The organism is Aeromonas sp. JL9, assembly GCF_024436075.1.
GTDB classification, from domain to species: Bacteria; Pseudomonadota; Gammaproteobacteria; order Enterobacterales; family Aeromonadaceae; genus Aeromonas; species Aeromonas veronii.
Genome location: NZ_JANFNV010000020.1, coordinates 26,776 through 41,836, shown reverse-complemented (window position 1 = coordinate 41,836; position 15,061 = coordinate 26,776). Strand labels below are relative to the sequence as shown.

Below are 15,061 nucleotides of genomic sequence, written 5' to 3'. Positions count from 1 at the left end.
TAAAGAATGAGCACCTTTGTTATTTTAATTTCTTACTCTCTGTGATTAGAAGGCCATGATAGTTTGTTGACCTATCAAGGCCTTTTTATTTATTCAATATGAATATGTCGATAATCTTCATGCCGGACAAAAATCCGACCATATACTTCTAGTGCCAATAAGCGGAATTTCAATAATGGATTGGCCTCATAAAAGTCTTTTAGCATCCGAAGAGACATCCCGGTAAATTCCATAGCATAACCATTCTCAAATATTCGTTCAATTGGCTGAATATATTCATGCATAGGGACCGGGAAACCTGCTTTGGGGCGGTAAATGACGCTCTGTGGTAGATAACGTTCAGCCAGTTTTTTTAACAAATATTTTCCGTCTTTTCGGAAGCGTCGATGAATTTTTAGATTGAGAGGTATATTCATCGAAAAGTCAATGATGTCTTTGGTTAGAAATGGTACCCTGCCTTCAATTGAGTTGGCCATCAATATTCTATCAGTTCTATGTAATATGTTACCTAGATGACCATAATAGTTAAAATGGATCGCGCTCAGCATATGTTTTTCGAACTCAGAGGTTATCAGAGCATTATATTTTTCATGAATAATCGCTAGGCGCTTCCAATTGGAGAAATTTTGGCTCTCGAACAGGAAAGATCGCATTATCAGGTCATTAGACATATCAAAATAGCCCAGACCCAGTGGCATGTAATCCGTGATGTCTTTCAAAGTGAATTGTTCAAAACCATCACGCATTGTTCTGGCGTAATCGCCAGAGAGACGAGTCAATAGTGACTTCTTGCTGGCAAATATTCTGGCCAAGCGATATTGTTTCATCTGCCGTTGGTGCCAAGAATAGCCACCAAACAACTCATCGGCACCTTCACCAGATAACATGACCTTGATTCCATCAGCATGCGCTTTGCTGGCAATGCAATGCAGGCTAATATCATTTGGATGATATATAGGCAAATCTGAGATATAAGTCAGATAAGGAAATGCTGACCAATATTTCTCGGCCGTCATCTTTTCGTAAATAATATTCTTACCCAGATGTGCGGATACAATCTCCGCATACTCTTCTTCTCCTCCACCGCCTTCTACTCCAGCATGATACAGATCGAGCTGGGTATGTTGAGCAGCAATGGCGGATATTAGACTTGAATCCACTCCGCCACTACAGAGTGTTGCCAGTGGAGCGTCACTGACCAGATGTGATTTCACGTTATTGATTACGAGTGTTTCCAGTTCATCTACCAAGCTAGAAAGAGGTTGTTTTTTGCGATGTTGAAATACATTGTTATCGATAAAAAATAAAGGATTGCCAAAGCATTTTAATTGTATTTTTCCCTGCCGGGGGGAATAGGTCAGTAGAGTCCCACCTTCGAGAGTAGTGACATTTTGATAGGGAAGATTTGTATCCTGAAATGCTCCAATTCGAATTTGGTCTCTTAATTTTTCTCGAGATATTACAGCATCAAGACTTTTAATTTCTGATGCGATTTCGATGGACTCATCGGTTTCTATATAATAGATAGGCTTTATTCCGCTAATATCACGAGCAACGATAAGCTCCTCTGTTTCAAAATTCATGTAGGCGAAAGCAAACATACCATCCAGTTTGGAAATTGCCTGACTACCAATCCGGTTTAGTAGTTCAAATAATACCTCTGTGTCAGAGGTTGTCTTGAGTTCGATATCCGAAAGGTATTTGTTAGCTAGAGCTCGATAATTATAAATTTCACCATTGAAAACCAGCATGGCCTTTTGGTTTTTATATGGTTGATCCGCAAAGGTTCGGGTATCAAGGATTGCTAGACGGGTGTGTCCCATAACAACATTGTTTAGGTAAACAACTTGTTGGCAATCTGGGCCGCGATGACTTAATAAGGCTGTTTTTTTTTCGTAGCGGACATCGTTTTGTATCTGTTGTGATTTATAGAGTTTGCAGTAGATTCCACACATTCTATTGTTGCCTGTATTGGTTATATCAGCTTATATAAATATCTGGTTAGCGTATGATGCATGTTCAGAATGACGCTGCCCGTATCAGAAGGTTGCGCCATTAATATCGATCAGGTTTTTAATTAGCTGTTTTTCACTAAAGCAAAACTCAAACACTCAGAAATATCCATCGTTAGATAAAGCACTCTGTAGTTATATTCAACGCAAAATTCATGCACCGCTTCAATAACGCCATAACGATATTGAGAGCGCCAGTTGCCTTGAATGTAGTCATGACCAGCAATAATACCGGTTGACTTTACTTTTTGGGAACAGGCTCGGAGTTCATCCCTGGTTAATTCATAACTGTGAGTCGTATCGATATATACCCAATCGAAGGTCTGATCCGGGAAACTCTCTAGCGCCTCCAGCGAGGGTTTACGGTGAATGGTTACTTCTCCGCGCTGTTGTTGTTGCTGAAAATAGTCGTTCACACTCAGGTACAACTCTTCGCCGTATCGATCCGAACTCCATATATCCACCAGATGTAGCTGCGCCGGAGCACAGATATCCACGATCTGGCGGCTAAAATCACCAGCTGCCACGCCCAGTTCGGCTACGACGCCCTGGATGGGTAACTTCCTGAGCAGTGCCAATCGATCGGTCAATAGAGTTGCGCCCTCGACATGCTGTTGTAGCAAGGGGAGTTTCGGCAGCATATCCTCGCGTTTGGAGCGCACTGCTTGTAGGGCATTCTCATATTCGCGGCTGGTCTTCAGTACCTCGTCACACTCCACGACTGGGATGCCCGGCTCGATTCCATAACTGGCCAGCGTCAGGTTTATGTCGCTGACAAAACTGCTGGCGATCAGGATTTTGTCGAATTGGAGTCCCGCGAGCTGACTGGGGTGATAAACCGGCTTGTTCATCCAGAGCGAGCCCTGTTTGGCTGGGTCACTATCGACAAAGCCAAGCAGCGTATAGTTCAATGCCAAGGCCGGTAAGAAATGCAGCGCTTGGGTCGAGGTTCCGTAGATCAGAATGTGCATAAGGCGCTCCGCGGCTCGATATCAGATTGTTGACAACAAATTGGCGTGAATGAGGCCCTGCTGGGCAGAGCTCAAGCTTGGAAACAGTGGTAAGGTGATCGCTCCGGAGTAAAACTGTTCGGCCTGAGGCAGGGATGTTTGCTGCTTGCGTTGATACCAAGGCTGCTTGTAGATCGGTATATAGTGCACGTTGACACCTATACCTTGTTCACGAAGTTGCTGGAATCGGGCTTTGCGTTGCTCTGGGGCTACATGCTGTACATACAGGTGAAAGGCGCTACGGCGCTCTGAGCTGAAGTAGCGAGGGAGCAGCTCAGGTGTCAGCTCTTCAAAGTAGTATCGGGCCAGTTCTCCGCGCTTAAGCATCCAGGTTTCCAGATTGGCCATCTGGCTCAACCCCAGCGCAGCCTGAATGTCGGTCATGCGGTAGTTGAAGCCGAGCATCTGCTGCTCGTAGTACCAGGGGCCGTCCGGCTCATTGATAAAGTCTTCCAGTTCACGAGTGATGCCGTGGCTGCGGAGCATGCGCATTGCTTTGGCAAGCCCAGGGGCGTTGGTCATGGCCATCCCTCCTTCACCGGTGGTGATGATCTTCACCGGGTGGAAGCTGAAGACGGTGATGTCGCTGTAGCGGCCGTTGCCGGTGGGTTCATCGTGATAGCGAGCACCTAAGGCATGACAGGCATCTTCGATTATCCGAAAGCCATACTCCTGCCCTAGGCGGTGGATCTCCTGCATATCGCAGGGGAGGCCGGCAAAGTGTACCGGTATGACTACCTTGGGTAGTTTTCCTTCCGCCTTGGCGGCAATCAGTTTCTTCTCCAGCTCCATTGCGCACATGTTCCCTGTATCGGGCTCAATGTCGACGAAGTCGACTTGTGCACCACAATAGAGAGCGCAATTGGCTGATGCCACAAAGCTGATGGGGGATGTCCAGACCCAGTCGCCGGGGCCAACTCCCAGCGCCAGACAGGCAATATGGAGTGCTGCAGTACCTGAATTGACCGCCACCCCAAATTTAGCTCCACAGTAGTCCGCAACCGCTTGCTCGAAGCGTGGAACGATCGGCCCCTGGGTCAGGAAGTCTGACTTGAGAACTTCAACGACAGCATCGATATCTGCCTGGCTGATAGATTGACGGCCGTAGGGGATCATTCTGCTACCTTGCTCTGGTTCATCTTCTGGAGCTGTTCTATGCTGAAAAAGTGAGGGTTGCTGCGAGAGTTATATTCGAAGCCCTGTTCTACCATTTTTCCTTTTTCGCCTGCCGCTGTTTTGGAGAAATCGTTGTTGCGATTATTGAAGTTGATGGTTGGGCCAATCACGAAGAAGTCATCAAACTCAAAGGTGTGATAAGAGTCATCGGCAGGGCACATCACTTCATGGAGCTTCTCTCCCGGGCGAATGCCGATGATCTTGTGTGGCAGGTTTGGTGCCATGGCACTGGCCAAATCTGTGATGCGAACAGATGGCAATTTGGGAACGAATATTTCCCCCCCCTTCATCCGCCCAAAATTGTCCAGAACGAAATCCACCCCTTGTTGCAAGGTAATCCAGAAACGAGTCATCTCTTCATGGGTGATGGGCAAGGCATCAATACCCTGATCAATCAGCTTTTGGAAGAAGGGAACAACAGAACCTCGGGAACCAACAACGTTACCGTACCGAACGACTGCAAAACGGGTTGGGTCTTGACCCGCAATATTGTTGGCAGCCACGAAGAGTTTGTCTGATGCCAGCTTGGTGGCGCCATAGAGATTGATCGGGTTGGCAGCTTTGTCAGTTGAGAGGGCGATAACCTTTTTGACTTGATTGAGCAGGGCCGCCTGGATGACATTCTCAGCACCATGGATATTTGTTTTAATGCACTCCATGGGGTTGTATTCAGCGGCGGGCACTTGCTTGAGTGCGGCTGCATGAACCACATAATCCACTCCACGCATTGCCATGGTAAGGCGGTTGGCGTCTCTGACATCACCGATAAAATAGCGCATGCAGGGGTCGTTGAACTCTTGCTGCATCTCGAACTGCTTCAGCTCGTCGCGAGAATAGATGATAAGGCGTTTGGGTTTATAACGTTCCAGTACTGTCTTGACCAATCGCTGGCCAAACGAGCCAGTGCCACCTGTGATGAGTAGCGTTTTATCGTTGAACATTGTGGGCATCTCGTCTCAAAAACAGTAGATGAATCATATGCTAGCAAATAAAGTACCAGCTTTTTCTGTAAAGAGTGTGATCAATTCATAAAAACGGTTTTAAAGCCAAGGGCATCACTCAGGTCTTGGTCTCTTTGGCTTTTGTTACTTTCTGATTGCCCTGCATATATCTTCCACCGCATTGAGGGCCCTTGGGGTGAATCGGTGCAGCTCATCGGAGTTGACCAGCATCAGTCGGTGATGTTTCACCGCATCAAGGTTTGGCCACTGCTGCCAATGACGCAGGGCGTCAGGATCTTGACTCCCGGCCAGGATCAGCGCGGGGTTGGCCCTGATCACCTGTTCCATGCCCACTTGAGGGTAAGGGGTCTTGGCATTCGCCATGATGTTGATCCCGCCGCAGAGTTCGATGGCCTGAGCCGGCCAGGCATTGCCACTGACGCTGGTGAGCGGCGGGTACCAGAGCTGGTAGAACACCTTGACGCCGGTTGGCCTGCCATAGCGCTGTTGCAGGTAATGCAGGCGTGCCAGATAGCGATCGGCGGCTTCGTTGGCACTCTTCTCCACCCCAAGCAATTTGCCCAGCGCCCGCATTTCGGTCGCCAGCGAGGCAAAATTGGTGGGCTCAGAGTAGAAAACCGGGATACCCAGCTGCTCCAGCGGAGCCAGCATCCGTGACTGAGCCGAGCGCCAGCCGAGAATGAGATCCGGCTTTTGCGCCAGCACTGCCTCGACATTGATGCTGCGATAATTCGCTACCTTTGGCTTGGTTTTGACCTCGGGGGGATAGTCTGAGGCATCGTCGATGGCCACCAGTTTGTCGCCGGCACCGATGTCATAAAGCAGCTCGGTAAGATGGGGTACTACGCTCACCACCCGGGTCGGTGTTGCGGCCTGCAGGGCACCAGGCAACCAGGCAAGCAACACGCAGGGCAGCCAGATAGGCAATCGCAACCATCTAACCATGAACTAACCCCGCCACAGTGACAACCAGCGCCAGCATCAACCAGCCCCAGCCAATTCCTTGCAGAATATTGAGCACCTTGCGTGGTGACTCGCCATTGGGGTCACCACCGCTGCCAAGTATCGGCCAGCGTTGCAAGGTTCCCTGATAGTAGCGGGGGCCGCCAAGGCGGTTCCGGCACTTGTCAGCAAGTAGCGTCAATAGCATCCCGATGGTGGGATAGGGCCAGAGCGCACCATTGCGCAGCAGCTGTGTGGCCTGCCTGATGCGGGGCAACAGGAGCGGCAGCCCCAACAGCAGGATGGTGGGGGCATTGAGCCCCTGATAGAGCGCGCTGGCGGCGCGACCAAAGTGGTCGAAGGCGGGATCTTTGCGACTCCAGCTCAGGTTCATCAGCTGAACCAGCCGCCAGAGCAGGGCGCCCTGTACGCCAGCCAGGGCAAATCCCAGCAGCGGGCCAGCCCATTGGCCGACCAGACGCAGGGCGCAGCTCTCCGTCACCGCTTTGGCGAGCCCCATGGCCGAGAGTTTGCCAGTCTCACGCTTGAACCAGGGTGTCGCCTGCAATCTCGCCAGCGGCAGGGTCTCCTGCGTGGCGAGCGAGCGGGTGGCATGGGCGAGTTCGCATAGTGGACGGGATTCTAGCATCAGCAGCAGGAACAGCAGGTCGAAGATCGGCTCGCTCAGGGCCAGATTGCGCAGCGACCAGAGCCCGGCGGCGCAGGGGAGCCAGACTACCAGCATTGCCAGCAGGCCGGCCTGCATTTGCTGGCCGGGTGAACCATCGGGTCTGTGCACCTTGTGCCCCAGCCGGGTCAGCAAGGGCGTGACGGCCGAAAGACGCAGATGGGATGGCCACGGGATCACCGCCTCCAGCAGGGCAGCACCTACCAGAATGGCCGCCGTCGTCGAGAGGAGGGCGTCGGCCATCAAATCAAGCGAGCCGGTCTCGCTCACAGCTTGCCGAGCATCTTGATAATCACTTCGGCGGAGTGCTTGCCGGCCACTTCGATGAAGGCATCGAAGGATTCAACCTGTTCCTTGCCGGCGATATCGGACATGGCGCGCACCACCAGATAGGGCACGTTGAACATGTGGCACACCTGACCGATGGCGGCACCCTCCATCTCGACCGCCAGCATCTGCGGGAAGTCGGCGCGAGCCTTGGCGATGGCGTCCGGTTTGCACATGAACTGATCGCCGGTACAGATAAGGCCGACCTTGGTCTGGTGCTTGCCCTGCTCGGCGATGCAATCCTGAGCGACCGCGATGAGCTTCTCGTCGCAGGGGAAGGCGGCAGGTTGCTGCGCCATCTGGCCCATCTCGTAACCAAAGGCGGTTACATCCACATCGTGGAAACGCATCTCGCTGGCGATCACCACATCACCGATGTGCAGGTCCTGGGCAAAGCCGCCCGCAGAGCCGGTATTGATGACGCAGTCGGGGGCGAATTTTTCCAGCAGCAGGCTGGTGGCCACGCTGGCGGCGACCTTACCGATACCGGAGCGGGTCAGGATCACCTCTTTGCCTGCCAGCATCCCTTGATAGAACTCGCAGCCGCCCAGTTGCAGGGTGGTGGGGTTGCTCATCTGGCTGCGCAGCAGGGCAACTTCTTGCTCCATGGCGCCGATAATACCTACTTTCATTGCTGACCTCGTCTTGATAGCCGTGTGGCTGAATTTAAGTTGCTGTAGATCATAACAAAAGATGGCGTCGGCGCCGAGAGGCACAAGCGAAAGGAGAGATGAAGCGCGGCGCTCCATATGGGAGCGCCGCAGGTGACAAAAAGCATTGATGAGGAGGGGAGAGGGCCTTTAGCCGAGCGCGGTATCGAGGGTCATCATCAGGGCAAAGCCTGCCATCAGACCGAGGGTGGCATAGGTCTGGTGACCGTTGCGGTGGGTCTCCGGGATCACCTCGTGCGAGACCACAAACAACATGGCGCCGGCGGCGAGCCCAAGTCCGATGGGGTAGGCGATGGCAAGGCCGCTGGAGAGCCCGACCCCGAGCAGGGCGCCAACCGGTTCGAGCAGGCCGCTGGCGATGGCAACCAGCACGGCGACAGAGGGGCGAAAACCGGCGGCGCACATGGCCAGCGCCACCGCCAATCCCTCCGGAATATCCTGCAGCGCGATGGCGGTGGTGAGCGGCAGCCCCACCGACATATCCCCCTGCGAGAAGCTCACCCCGATGGCCATCCCCTCCGGCAGATTGTGCAGGGCGATGGCAAAGACGAACAGCCAGACCCGGGAGCAGCTCTCATGGCCGGGGCCGCAGGGGCCGATTTTGTCATGCTCGTGCGGGGTGAACTGATCCAGCCCCAGCATCAACAGCACCCCGAGGGTCATGCCGACCACCACCACGGCGGCGGCGCTAAAGCCGTTGCCGGTAATCCCCTCGGCGGCCTCCAGCCCCGGCAGCAGCAGGGAGAAGGCACTGGCCGCCAGCATCATACCGGCGGCAAAGCCCAGCATGGTGTCCTCCACTTTTTGTGGTACCGCTCGCAGGAATAGAGCGGGCAGGGCGCCGATGGCGGTGGCGGCAAACCCGGCAGCACCACCGATCAGGCCGAAGCGCACGCCGCTGCTTACCTCGCCGGTAGCAAGCATGATGAGACTCTGCAACAGCAGCAACAAGACGGCAGCCAGAGCGATAAAGAGACCGAGGGCGGTAAGTGGCCGCGCCTGCAGTTGTTCACGCAGTTGGGCAGACCAGGTTGAAGCGGGCAGATACGAGCTGTTATCCATAAACAAGGCCTCTTGTTACAGCAAATTGTTACAACGAAGGGGGGATGACGCTCCGCCATCGGGTCATGTTGGTCATTACAACGAGTTGATGGCCCCTTGTCCATGCCACTGCCTCGATTGCATTTATCGGTTAACTATTTGAAATGATTTGGTCGCTATAAATATTTCGTGATGAATGTCGGGTTGTGAAGGAAATCAGCTTGCATTCATTTGGTGAAATCCGGTGAAGGATTAGGCGATATTGTGATAAAGTGCGCGCCTCGCGAAATCGTCCTTCCCCCGTTTTCGCAACCTTCCATCTCCCGTCAGGAATGGCCTGGATCAGCTCATACGGATGTGATCGCTACTGTTTACCTGCTTGTCAGCAGTTGAGGATCAACAGCCAACCATGTTTTACAAGAATCTCTCCATCGGCAAAAAGATTGCCGTGGTTTTTGCGGTCATTGCCGCAGTCAACGTCGTCTTCGGTGTTTTTCTCTCCAGCGAATTGCGCGGTGTGCGTGATCGGGTGCTGAACTTTACCGACTCTACGCTGCCGAGTGTCCTGTCGGTCGAAACCCTGCTCTATGACGTCTCCTATGTCCGTCGTGCCCAGTTTGCCTTGCTGATGGTGGATGATGCTGCCGACCTGCAAGCCCGTCGTGGCCGTATTCAGGAGAATATTCGCAAGGTTGACGAGGCATTTCGTGCCTACGAGGCGACTGTGGGTGCCGACAACGAGCGCCAAGTGTTTAACCAAGCCAAACAACAGTGGCTCACTTATCAACGTTCGGTAAACGAGTTTGATATGCTGCTGGTGCAGGGTCAGCACGAGCAGGCCAAAACCCAGCTGGTTGCTTCCAACCCGCTTTTCGGGGCACTGGAGCAGGCGGTCAACTCGCTGATCCAGGTGAACCTCGGTTTCGTCAAAGAGAACCGTGGCAGCCTGCTTGGCAGCGTCAGCATGGTAACCACCTTCGCCATGGTGAGCATCGGTGCCCTGTGGTGTTCATGGTGGTGATGACCTGGTTCCTGACTCGCCAGATCTGCCTGCCGCTGCAAGCCGTAGTGGCTCAGGCCAACGCCATTGCCGCCGGCGATCTGACCCATCAGCTGGAGCGTCAACATATCGGCCGCGACGAGCTGGGCATGCTGGCCAAAGCTTCTCTCAAGATGCAGGACAACCTGCGCGGTCTGATTGAAGAGGTAGTGGCTGCTGTCACCCAGCTTGGCACTGCTATCGAGGAGGTGAGCGCCGTCTCCGAGCAGTCCGCCAAGGGCATTCAGAGCCAGCAGCAGGAGATCTCGCTGGTGGCGACCGCCATGACCCAGATGAAGGCCACCGTGGCCGATGTGGCTGGCAATACCGAAACCGCCTCCAGCTCCGCCAGCTCAGCCAATGCGCTGGCCCGCAACGGCAATCAGGATGTGCAGCGCTCGCTGGTGGCCATCACCCGGGTTGCCGAGGAGATCGAGCAGGCCGGTACGCTGGTGACTGAGCTGGAGCGTGAATCCGCCCAGATCAACGTCGTTGTGGATGTGATCCGCGGCATCGCCGAGCAGACCAATCTGCTGGCCCTCAATGCGGCCATCGAAGCAGCCCGCGCCGGTGAACAGGGCCGTGGCTTTGCCGTGGTTGCCGACGAGGTGCGCACCCTGGCGGGTCGTACCCAGGCCTCGACCGGTGAGATCGTGGCCATCATCGAAACCCTGCAGTCTCGCGCCAATCAGGCGAAAGAGGTGACCGGACTGAGCTGTGACATGATCCGCCAGTGCGTCACCCAAAGCGAGCAGACCGGTATCGGTATCCAGCAGATTGAAGAGGCGGTGGCGCAGATCGCCGATATGGCGATCCAGATTGCCAGCGCCTGTGGTGAGCAGGATGCGGTGTCTGACGAGCTGGGTCGCAACGTCGAGCGGATCAACGAATCCGCCAATGAGGTGGCGCAGGGGGCGGATCATACTGCCCGCGCGTGTCTGGAGCTGAGCCAGCTGGCGGTGGGTCTGAAGCAGACAATCGGGCGCTTCCGTCTCGCCTGATAAGGGGGCTGGCGTACGCCGGCCTCTTTATTCATAAAAAGTCGGGGCGCTTTGCCTGCCCTCACGACACCCGGCCATGTGCCGGGTGTTTCTTTATCTGGCAATCGTTACGAGGCCTGATGGTTGGGGCTCTTCATAAGAGGATGAAGGTCAGGGCGAACAGGGAGGCCAGATGATTATCCCGGCCTGTACGCGGTGATATTCAAGAAGGTTGGTTAAGGCGTATTTGATAACGAGAGAAGGGCGACGAACTGTTTTGGGGATGGGGTATGGGTGAGCTAATGGAGTGCCCGCTGGGGGGAGGAGAGAACTAGTAGTGGGTTGGTGTGCCCTGACAGGGCATATCGCAGCAATAAAAAAACCGGCTTGCGCCGGTTTTTTTATCTGTCTGCTCGAAGGCTGGCTTATTTAGCAAGAGACTCCGGCAGCTCTTCGCGGATCTTGCCCAGCATCTCTTTCAGGACGCGCGGGTTGGCAACCACGATGTTGCCGGAGTTTTCGTAGTTGTGACCACCTACGAAGTCGGTGACGATGGCGCCAGCTTCTTTGGCCAGCAGTTCACCGGCAGCGGTGTCCCAGGGTTTCAGGCCGATTTCCCAGAAACCGTCGACGCGACCGGCAGCCACATAGGCCAGATCCAGTGCGGCAGAGCCGGAGCGACGGATGTCGGCACATTCGATGAACATGCTCTGGAACATCTTCAGGTAAGGCTCGATGTGATGCTTCTGCTTGAACGGGAAGCCGGTCGCCAGCACGGTGCCAGCCAGCTCTTTGGCCTTGCCGACACGAATGCGGTAGCCGTTCAGCTGGGCGCCGCTACCACGGGTAGCAGTAAACAGTTCGTCACGGATGGGATCGTAAACAACGGCTTGTTCTGTTTTGCCTTTCACGCGCAGGGCGATGGAGACGGCAAAGTGCGGAATGCCTTTGACAAGGTTGGTCGTGCCATCCAGTGGGTCAATGATCCATTGGTAGTCCGGATTGGTACCGGCAATCTCACCAGACTCTTCAGCGACGATGCTGTGTTCCGGGTAAGATTTTTTGATGGTGTGAATGATGGCCGCTTCAGCTTCACGGTCAACGTTGGTCACGAAGTCATTGCTGCCTTTTTGGATAGTCTCAATGTTCTCGGGCTGGGAGAAGGCTTTTACTACAACTTGACCGGCGTTGCGCGCAGCGCGCACGGCGATATTCAGCATCGGATGCATAGGTTCACCACTGGATGTTAAAGAACGGGGGATAAAAGGACGCGGTATGATACCAGTATTTTGTGCGATGGCAACTGTTATCCCCCTACGACCAATTGATTACCACTGCCAGATTTGACGGCTCCAATATAGACCAGATCTGCGCTAGTCTTATCCCAGCAGCCGGATACAGGCTGTCATGAGCATAGGGATGTGAACCATGAATTTGTCATTAGTGAGTCAGAACGAGTCAGCGGCCAGCGAGGGACTGTTGGCCATCTTGCGGTCATCACCCGAGTATGGTGATCACTTTGCCCACATCACCGTGACCCCCCTGGCCCAGTGGCAACCGGCCAAGACGGAGGCGGCGATCCTGCTGATCGACGGCGATGCGCCCTGGCAGGATGCCGGATTTGCCCGGGGAGAGGATGAGACGATCGGTTTGCCGGTCTTGCCGCTGTTGATCCGCAAGGGGGACAAGGAGCTGACGGTCTGCGGGCCGGATGTGCGTGACCCCCGTTTCTATTTTGTCTCAAACGGCATCGTGCTGGATGAGTCGGAGCTGGCCGAGCCTGCCTGCAGCCGGGTGCTGTTGCGCAAGCTGGAGTCCTACTTCCCGCTGCTTTCCCGCCTGATCATGCTGCGCCAGCGCAAGCCGGTCGCCATGTTCAACTAATATCTACCATTGCCAGAGCGCACCAGCGGCGCACCGTGGCCTTGTTTGGCCTACGGTGCGCCGCTTTTTAATGGTCTGGAGCCGGTCACTTGTTGCAAGATGAGGCGGCTATGGTGTTGCACCCTGTTCCAACCGTGCAATCTGGCTATGACCAACAAGGAGTGAATCATGATCGACTTTTACACCGCCGCGACCCCCAATGGTTTCAAAGTGGCGATCGCCCTCGAAGAGCTGGGTTTGCCCTATCGGGTCATTCCTCTCGATCTTTCGGCGCTGGATCAGAAGAAGCCCGAGTTTCTCGCCATCAACCCAAATGGCCGTATTCCGGCTATCGTCGATCGGGATAACGACGATTTCGCCGTATTCGAGTCGGGGGCCATCCTCATCTATCTGGCGGAGAAAGCAGGCAAGTTGCTGCCCGCTGATCCCAAACGCCGCTCTCAGGCCATCCAGTGGCTGATGTTCCAGATGGGCGGGATAGGACCCATGATGGGGCAGGCCAACGTCTTCTACCGCTACTTCCCCGAGAAGATCCCCGCCGCTATCGAACGCTACCAGAAGGAGGGGCGCCGCCTGTTCGAGGTGCTCGACAGCCATCTGGCCCATCACGAATATCTGGCGGACGAGTACAGCATCGCCGACATTGCCACCTGGCCCTGGGTGCGTATTTATGACTGGAGCGGTATCTCCATCGAGGGATTGCCCCATCTGCAAGCCTGGATGGAGCGGATGGCCGAGAAGCCAGCCTGCCAGAAGGGGATCACCATACCGCCGCGCAAGGAGCAGCCGGATGAGCTGATCAAGCAGGCACAACAGATGGTAACACGTTGATTTTTTAACTGCCGACGGGGCGTAAAGCCCCGTAATATTAGAAAAACTAAGGCAAGCAGATTATAAAGATTCGTTCGTTTTTTGTGAGCTGAATCACTATGATGCCCTCATACCACCAAGCGTCCTGTGCGGTGGCTTGGCGGGCTCCCCGCCTACTGTTTCCAACACTGTTTTTGATTGCATCACAGCCTCTGTGATCAGATTCCTCTGGGCCATTTTGTGCCAGAGGGGCGGCAGCATTTTTTCGATTTTTTGGGACTGATATGGATCGGCACAGTTTTTATCCGTTGTTTTTATTGACCATTCTGATGGTCGCTGTGGGCCAGATGACCCAGACCCTTTATGTTCCCTCCATTCCCATGATGGCGGGGGACTTCAATGTGGCCTCGGGCCAGTTGCAGGCGGTGATGGCCTGTTACCTGATCCCCTATGGCCTCTCCCAGTTTGTCTACGGGCCGTTGTCGGATCGCATCGGCCGTCGCCCGGTGCTGATCGTCGGCATGATGGTGTTTCTGGTGGGTACCCTGATCATTCAGGTCATCCCCCATTTTGCCGCCCTGCTGGTGGGCAGCTTTGTTCAGGGGCTGGGTACCGGTGCCGGTGGCGCCATGAGCCGCACCGTGATGCGCGATCGCTACAATGGCGCCGAGCTCAACCGCGCCAACAGTCTGGTGAGTATGGGGGTGATCTTCTCCCCGCTGCTGGCACCGGTGCTGGGGGGATGGCTGACCGAGCTGTTCAACTGGCGCGCCGGTTACTGGTTCCTGTTCGGTTTTGGTGCCGTAGCAACCCTGGCGATCATGGCCTGGTTTGGCGAGACCCTGCCTGCTGCTGCCCGTCAGCCACTGCGCGTCGGTGCAGCCTATCGTCATGTGCTGGGCAACCCCAAGTTTCAGGGCAACCTGCTTTGCCTGATGGCGACCTTTGCCGGTTTGGCAGTGTTCGAGGCTGCGGCCGGTGTGTTGCTGGGCGATGTGCTGAAACTGAGCGCCCGTACCGTGAGCGTGCTGTTCGTGCTGCCGCTGCCCGGCTATCTGTTCGGGGCCTGGCTCTCTGCCAAGCTGAGCTTCCGTTTGACTCAGGGCAAACTGATGCGTCTTGGCATCGCCTTTCTGGCGCTCGGCTCCCTCATCATTCTGGTACCGGGGCTGTTCGGGGTGGTGAGTGCCGCCTCGCTGGTCGGTGGTGCGGCTGTCTACTTCATCGGTAGCGGTATTCTCTACCCGACCGCCACTTCCTGTGCCATCGAGCCCTTCCCGGGTCAAGCCGGCACCGCGGGGGCCATTCTCGGCGGGATGCAGAATCTGGGGGCGGGCGTGGTGACCCTGCTGGCCGCCGGTTTCCCAATGACCGGGCAGGTGACTCTGGGGGCCATCATGACCCTGATGGTGCTGATCGTGGCGCTGAGTTTTGTCTGGCTGCGCCACCACGGCTCCCCCCACGAGCAGATGGCCATCTAAACGTGCTTGCCTGCTGCAAAACAAAGCCCGCCTTTTGG

The 15,061-nt window shown here is 55.0% G+C and carries 12 protein-coding genes and 1 pseudogene; 4 read left to right on the top strand and 9 right to left on the bottom strand.

Going from position 1 to position 15,061, the window contains the following annotated elements; all coding sequences use genetic code 11:
- Positions 1 to 89: 89 nt before the first annotated feature.
- From asnB to NOM06_RS14480, 8 genes are all read right to left on the bottom strand, one after another.
- Positions 90 to 1,955 (bottom strand): asparagine synthase (glutamine-hydrolyzing), encoded by a 1,866-nt coding sequence (gene asnB / locus NOM06_RS14515; protein ID WP_255912068.1) that lies wholly within the window; start codon positions 1,953 to 1,955, stop codon positions 90 to 92.
- Between the two features lie 122 nt (positions 1,956 to 2,077).
- Positions 2,078 to 2,983, bottom strand: coding sequence for a class I SAM-dependent methyltransferase (locus NOM06_RS14510; RefSeq protein WP_218822051.1), 906 nt, complete (start codon positions 2,981 to 2,983; stop codon positions 2,078 to 2,080).
- Positions 2,984 to 3,004: 21 nt separating this feature from the next.
- Positions 3,005 to 4,138 carry a UDP-4-amino-4,6-dideoxy-N-acetyl-beta-L-altrosamine transaminase gene (gene pseC / locus NOM06_RS14505; RefSeq protein ID WP_255912067.1) on the bottom strand — a complete coding sequence of 378 codons (1,134 nt, stop codon included), beginning with the start codon at positions 4,136 to 4,138 and terminating at the stop codon, positions 3,005 to 3,007.
- Entirely contained in the window at positions 4,135 to 5,139 is a 1,005-nt protein-coding gene (pseB, locus tag NOM06_RS14500; protein WP_236382288.1) for a UDP-N-acetylglucosamine 4,6-dehydratase (inverting), read from the bottom strand. The genes pseC and pseB overlap by 4 nt, the downstream gene beginning before the upstream one ends.
- 144 nt (positions 5,140 to 5,283) lie before the next feature.
- Positions 5,284 to 6,105 (bottom strand): ABC transporter substrate-binding protein, encoded by an 822-nt coding sequence (locus NOM06_RS14495; RefSeq protein WP_255912066.1) that lies wholly within the window; start codon positions 6,103 to 6,105, stop codon positions 5,284 to 5,286.
- Entirely contained in the window at positions 6,098 to 7,060 is a 963-nt protein-coding gene (locus tag NOM06_RS14490) for a cobalamin biosynthesis protein (protein ID WP_255912065.1), read from the bottom strand. Before NOM06_RS14490 ends, NOM06_RS14495 begins: the two co-directional genes overlap by 8 nt.
- The gene (gene mtnN, locus NOM06_RS14485; RefSeq protein WP_005333935.1) at positions 7,057 to 7,749 is read right to left on the bottom strand and encodes a 5'-methylthioadenosine/S-adenosylhomocysteine nucleosidase; all 693 of its coding nucleotides are present in this window, start codon (positions 7,747 to 7,749) and stop codon (positions 7,057 to 7,059) included. The genes NOM06_RS14490 and mtnN overlap by 4 nt, the downstream gene beginning before the upstream one ends.
- Positions 7,750 to 7,917: 168 nt before the next feature.
- The gene (locus tag NOM06_RS14480; RefSeq protein WP_255912064.1) at positions 7,918 to 8,850 is read right to left on the bottom strand and encodes a ZIP family metal transporter; all 933 of its coding nucleotides are present in this window, start codon (positions 8,848 to 8,850) and stop codon (positions 7,918 to 7,920) included.
- Between the two features lie 388 nt (positions 8,851 to 9,238).
- Between NOM06_RS14480 and NOM06_RS20940 the strand changes: the two are divergent.
- A pseudogene (locus tag NOM06_RS20940) lies at positions 9,239 to 10,869 on the top strand (methyl-accepting chemotaxis protein).
- A gap of 404 nt (positions 10,870 to 11,273) precedes the next feature.
- Here NOM06_RS20940 and suhB read toward each other — a convergent pair.
- Positions 11,274 to 12,077, bottom strand: coding sequence for an inositol-1-monophosphatase (gene suhB, locus NOM06_RS14465; RefSeq protein ID WP_255912062.1), 804 nt, complete (start codon positions 12,075 to 12,077; stop codon positions 11,274 to 11,276).
- Between the two features lie 199 nt (positions 12,078 to 12,276).
- On the opposite strand from suhB, the gene NOM06_RS14460 reads away from it, so the two are divergent.
- The 3 genes from NOM06_RS14460 (at position 12,277) to emrD (ending at position 15,023) form a co-directional block, all read left to right on the top strand.
- On the top strand, positions 12,277 to 12,732 hold the full coding sequence (locus NOM06_RS14460; RefSeq protein ID WP_255912061.1) for a hypothetical protein: 456 nt from the start codon (positions 12,277 to 12,279) through the stop codon (positions 12,730 to 12,732).
- Positions 12,733 to 12,900: 168 nt separating this feature from the next.
- Positions 12,901 to 13,563 (top strand): glutathione S-transferase family protein, encoded by a 663-nt coding sequence (locus NOM06_RS14455; RefSeq protein ID WP_101531625.1) that lies wholly within the window; start codon positions 12,901 to 12,903, stop codon positions 13,561 to 13,563.
- 263 nt (positions 13,564 to 13,826) lie between these two features.
- Positions 13,827 to 15,023 (top strand): multidrug efflux MFS transporter EmrD, encoded by a 1,197-nt coding sequence (gene emrD / locus NOM06_RS14450; protein WP_042030002.1) that lies wholly within the window; start codon positions 13,827 to 13,829, stop codon positions 15,021 to 15,023.
- Positions 15,024 to 15,061 lie beyond the last annotated feature (38 nt).